The organism is Stenotrophomonas sp. 05L44_2, from assembly GCF_056665995.1.
Genome location: NZ_JBFTNR010000243.1, coordinates 1 through 5,282, shown reverse-complemented (window position 1 = coordinate 5,282; position 5,282 = coordinate 1). Strand labels below are relative to the sequence as shown.

At 67.1% G+C, this 5,282-nt stretch carries 5 protein-coding genes; all 5 read right to left on the bottom strand.

Annotated features, from left to right (window positions below):
• Positions 1–97 precede the first annotated feature (97 nt).
• A complete protein-coding gene (locus tag AC1VAN_RS10280; RefSeq protein WP_480985748.1) occupies positions 98–2,473 on the bottom strand; it encodes a methyl-accepting chemotaxis protein in 2,376 nt (791 codons plus the stop codon).
• Between the two features lie 98 nt (positions 2,474–2,571).
• Positions 2,572–2,955 (bottom strand): hypothetical protein, encoded by a 384-nt coding sequence (locus AC1VAN_RS10275; protein WP_025878966.1) that lies wholly within the window; start codon positions 2,953–2,955, stop codon positions 2,572–2,574.
• Between the two features lie 137 nt (positions 2,956–3,092).
• The gene (locus AC1VAN_RS10270; RefSeq protein WP_025878967.1) at positions 3,093–3,584 is read right to left on the bottom strand and encodes a chemotaxis protein CheW; all 492 of its coding nucleotides are present in this window, start codon (positions 3,582–3,584) and stop codon (positions 3,093–3,095) included.
• 258 nt (positions 3,585–3,842) lie between these two features.
• Positions 3,843–4,616, bottom strand: a complete 774-nt coding sequence (locus AC1VAN_RS10265; protein ID WP_025878968.1) for a flagellar brake protein — start codon at positions 4,614–4,616, stop codon at positions 3,843–3,845.
• 213 nt (positions 4,617–4,829) lie between these two features.
• A partial coding sequence (locus AC1VAN_RS10260) for a methyl-accepting chemotaxis protein (RefSeq protein ID WP_480985747.1) occupies positions 4,830–5,282 on the bottom strand: 453 nt, incomplete at its 5' end.

The window sequence follows — 5,282 nt, the reverse complement described above, 5'->3', positions numbered from 1 at the left end:
GCACTGCGCCGTTGGCTGGACAACACCTGGCGAGGCCGCAAAAGAAAACGCCCCAGCGCAGGGCCGGGGCGTTTTCGTGCCTCAGGTCAGGCAGGTATCAGAATTCCTGCCAGTCTCCATCAGCCAGTTCGGTGGCCATGGATCGGCCGCCAGTGCTGCGGCGGGCCGGCGGTGCGGCCGCTGCCGGAGCCGGGGCTGCCGGTGCCGACGCGCGCGGTGCCGGTGCGCGCGTGGCGACCACGGCTTCGGCTTCGTCGACCACGAAGATCGAGACCGCCTCGCTGAGGTGGCCCGCCTGTTCTTCCATCGCACGTGCGGCGGCGGTGGCTTCTTCCACCAGCGCGGCGTTCTGCTGGGTGGTTTCGTCCATCTGCACCACGGTCTGGTTGACCTGTTCGATGCCGGCGCTCTGCTCCTGCGAGGCAGCAGAGATCTCGGACATGATGTCAGTGACGCGCTGCACCGAGGCAACAATTTCGCCCATGGTGGCGCCGGCCTTGTGCACCAGTGCCGAGCCGTCGTTGACCTTGCCGACCGAGTCGTCGATCARGCCCTTGATTTCCTTGGCGGCGGCGGCCGAGCGCTGGGCGAGGGTGCGCACTTCGCTGGCGACCACGGCGAAACCACGGCCCTGTTCGCCSGCMCKGGCCGCTTCMACSGCGGCGTTCAGCGCCAGGATGTTGGTYTGGAAKGCAATGCCGTCGATGACCGAGATGATTTCCGCGATCTTCTTCGACGAGGCCTGGATGGCCGACATGGTGGTGACCACCTGGCCGACCACTTCGCCACCCTGCGATGCCACGCCATGCGCGCCGATGGCGAGCTGGTTGGCCTGGCGSGCGTGCTCRGCRTTCTGGCGCACGGTGGAGGTCAGTTCYTCCATCGAGGCGGCGGTTTCTTCCAGRTTSGCGGCCTGCTGTTCGGTACGGCGCGACAGGTCGCTGTTGCCGGAGGCGATTTCACCGGCGGCCGAGCTGATCGCACGGCTGGACTGCTTGATGCGGGTGACGATCTCGCTCAGCTGCGCGGCGGTGGCATTGGCATCGTCGCGCATGCGGGCGAACACGCCCTGATAGTCGCCGTGCATGCGCACGGTCAGGTCACCCTGCGACAGTGCGGCGAGCAGGCCGGAAATCTGTTCGATGCTGCCCGAGTTGGCGTCCAGCAGGCCGTTGATCTGCTGGGCCAGCTGCAGGAAGAAGCCTTCCTTGTCGTTGGCATCGATGCGGCCGGACAGGTCGCCGGCAGCGGCCTGGGCGATCACCCGTGCCACTTCCGCCTCGACCTGCGCTTCCTGGGTGCGGTCGCGCCATTCCACCACGTAGCCGACGGTGTCGCCGTCTTCGTTGCGGATGGTCGACACGACCTGGGCGAACTGGGCATCGCCATACTGCATCGGGCGGCGGGCAACGCCATGCTGCTTGAGGTTGGCCAGCAGGGTGTTGTCCATCTCACCACGGTGCTCGAGCACGGTGACCGGCTTGCCGACCAGCGAGGCGTGGACGTCGAAGTCGGGCAGGTCGCGGCGCAGCTCGTCCTGGTACTGGGCCAGGGTCTGCTGCAGGGCGCGGTTGCTGTAGACGATGGTGTTGTTGGGGTCGGTGAGGTAGACGCCGGTCGAGCTGTAATCCAGCGCGGTGCGGATGCGCAGGTTCTCGCGGGCGATGGCCTGGTCGGTTTCGGTGCGCTCGCGCAGGTCGCGCTGCATGCGCTGCATGGCCTGCATCAGTTCGCCCACTTCGTCCTGGCGGCTGACGTCGATATGGCCATCAAGCTTGCCACCGGCGACGTCGTTGGCGACCGAGACGGCGCCACGCACGCTGCCGACCAGGGCACGGGCGAACAGCCACACCAGCACCAGGCCGAGCGCGGCGCCGCCGAGCAGGGCGATGACGGTCAGCACGGCCGAGGCGGAGTAGGTGGAGGCGGCTTCGTCGCGCGAGGCGCGGGCGAGGCGGTTGTCTTCGGCGATCAGCGCTTCAAGCGCAGCGCCGGCCTTGCGGTGTTTGGTGCGGGTCTCGCCGACGAAGGTGTCGATCGCATCGTCGGGCAGGTCCAGCTCCAGCATTTCGGTGACGCTGTCATAGGAGGCCAGCGCGTCCTTCCAGTCCTTGGCGAAGGTGTCGAACAGCTTCTTCTGCTGTGCGTTGTCGACCAGCTTCGGATAGTCCTTGATCGACTTGTCCATGCTGGTGCGCAGTTCGACGGCCTGCTTGCGGGCGTCGGCCTTGACGTCGTCGCTGGCGCGGATCAGCTGCTGGTAGGCGCTGTTGCGGTACTCGCCGAGCATGCCGCGCATCTCGCCGGCCATGCGGATGCTTTCCATGCGTGAACCAGCCAGTTCGGTGGTCACGTTGTTCAGCGAATGCAGGCCACGGTAGGCGACGATGCCCTGCAGCAGCATCACCAGCAAGAGGACACCGAAGGTCAGCATGAGCTTCGGCATCAGTTTCAGGTTGTTGATCCACGGCATGGGCGTTGCGATCTCCTAAGGCAGACGCGGCCGGGCGCGGGGCCCGGTTGCAACAGCCACGCCGGCACGCTGGCCGGCGCGGTCTGACGGACAGCGGATTACTTGATGTTGGCCAGCTTCAGGCTGGACGGCGAGCTGACTTCGATTTCCGCGCGCGAGGCGTCGCGCTGGATCTTGCCGATCACGCACACGGTCTTGCCTTCCAGGGTTTCCAGCGGGAAGGAGAACTTGCCGCGGTTCTCGCCGGCGATGCGTGCCGAGAAGGTGTGGCGCGGGAAGGCACCGCCCATGTACAGGAAGGTCGGCTGGCCTTCGGAACCTTCTGCGAAGCGGGCCTTTTCGACCTTGCCGCAGACCATGCCGTCCTTGCCGACGGCGCGCGGTGCCATCTCCGGCGGAATCATCTCGGCCGACTGCGCGAAGGCGGAGGAAGCGGTGGTGGCCAGGACGGCAGCCGAAACGAACGCAAGCAGGGACTTCATCGGGGTGATTCTCCGGGGATGGTGATGGTGGATCCGGCCTTGGCGCGTTCCTGCGCGACCGGCTTCTGTCCCCCTATCGGCGTGGATGAGGGGAACTGAAGGGCTGCGTAACAGAAACGTGAAAAAGGTCCGTTTGCTCAGGCGGCAGCGTCTTCGACGACGTTGGTCTGACCCATGTCGGCGCTGTCCAGCAGGGTTTCGATATCCAGCAGGATCAGCATGCGGTCGTCGTGGGTGCCGATGCCGGAGATGAAGCGGGTGTCGACGGCGGCGCCGAATTCCGGGGTCGGGCGGATCTGCTCGGCCGACAGCGGGATCACGTCGGAGACGCTGTCGACCACGATGCCGACCACGCGGTCTTCCACGTTGAGCACGATCATCACGGTGAAGGCGTCGTAGCGGGCGTCTTCCAGGCGCAGCTTCAGGCGCAGGTCGATCACCGGCACGATGGTGCCGCGCAGGTTGATCACGCCCTTGATGTAGTCCGGGGCATCGGGGACGCGGGTGACGGCGTCGTAGCCGCGGATTTCCTGCACCTTGAGGATGTCCACGCCGTAGTGCTCGGCACCGAGGGTGAAGCTGAGGAATTCGCCATCGGCGCCGGCGGCGGAGCTGTTCTTGTCGTTCATCGAGGGGTCCTGGTTCTGCCGGAAGTGCCGGTGTCAGGCTCGATATCGGCCCCTGGGTGGGGGACTTTAGGCATCTGGTAGTGCCGGCCGCTGGCCGGCAATCCTGCATCCACGCATGGCGCGGATCTACCTGGGAGGGGGGTGGCGGCCGCTGGCCGGCAGTTCCTGCATCCACGCATGGCGTGGATCTACTGGCACCGGTATCCACGCGGTTTCGAGGTTGCCGGCCAGCGGCCGGCACTACCCGCCGTGGGGGTGTCAGAGCTCGCCGTTGCGGCGTGCCTTGCGCTGGCGGTCGATGCGGAAGATGTAGCGCTGGATGGCGCTGTCGCCGCCGCGCGGCAGGTCGTCGAAACGCATGCCGACGCGCTTGACCTCGGTGCCGTTGGGCAGGCGTTGCGGCAGCAGGTTGCAGACCACCAGTTCGATCTGCAGGTCCGGGCCATCGGGCATCGACAGCTGYGCCCGGTAGCGCTGCTGCAGGCTGAAGATGGCGCAGTCGGTGGGCACGGTTACCGCCAGGCCGCCGCCACTGATGTCCACCACCCGCATCGACAAGGCTTCGGCGCGGGCCTCGCCCGGTGGCAGCAGCAATTGCGGTGAGTCGGTGATGGGGGTCTCCAGCCGGTACAGTTCGCGTCGCTGCAGGTGCACCAGTTCATCGGGCAGCGGTGCACGGAACGCCACATGGCCCTCGTTGTCCACGCGCTGCAGGTCATGCAGGCGGAAACGCACCAGTACCCGTTCCAGCTGGGCGAAGCAGAGCAGGTGGTCGGACTGTTCGGCGGCGCGGTTGGAAGCCTCCTGCGGGCTGCCATCGAGCAGCAGGAAATCCTCGTCGTCGTCCAGTTCAAGCAGGGCGGTGGGGAAGGATCGATCGCGGCCGTCGATATGGGCGTTGATCAGTGATCGCTGGTCGATCAGTGAACGCAGCAGCTGCCGCACCTGGCGGGGGTTGCGGACCAGGAAGCGATCATCCGCGGCGTCGGCCGCATGGACTTCGGGCAGTGCAGTGTCGTGGCCGTCGGACATGGAATCTGTGGTCAGGGGCGGGCGCCGACGCGTGTGGGCGCGTGGCTCGAAAGAGGTATCGGCTGCGTTGCGGATTTATGTAGCACCGAACGCACTCGTTTGCTCCGTTGTGCCATGCCCGCGGCGGTCGGGCAAGCGTGGTGCCCGGGCCGGGCATGGCCCGGCGCTGCCTTTCCGCTGACGGGGTGGCGCGCGGCCACCCCGATGCTGCGATCAGAACTCCTGCCAGTCGCCGTCACCGGCCAGGGCCGGCTGCGCAACGGGCTTGCGCACGCGCGCGGGTGCGGCGATGGATGCGGGCGCCGCCTTGCGCGGAGCACTGCTGGCCACGGCCATGGCTGCGCGCGGTATCGCATTGCCCGCGCTCGGTGCGGCCAGGCGGAAGCGTGCGACGGCCTCGCCCAGCTGTGCGGCCTGGTCTTCCATCGCCCGCGCTGCGGCGGTGGCTTCTTCCACCAGCGCGGCGTTCTGCTGGGTGGTTTCGTCCATCTGCACCACGGTCTGGTTGACCTGCTCGATGCCGGYSGMCTGTTCCTGCGAGGCGGCGGAGATCTCGGCCATGATGTCGGTCACGCGCTGCACCGACGCGACGATCTCGCCCATGGTGCTGCCGGCCTGGTGGACCAGGCTGGAACCCTCGGCGACCTTGCCGACCGATTCGTCGAT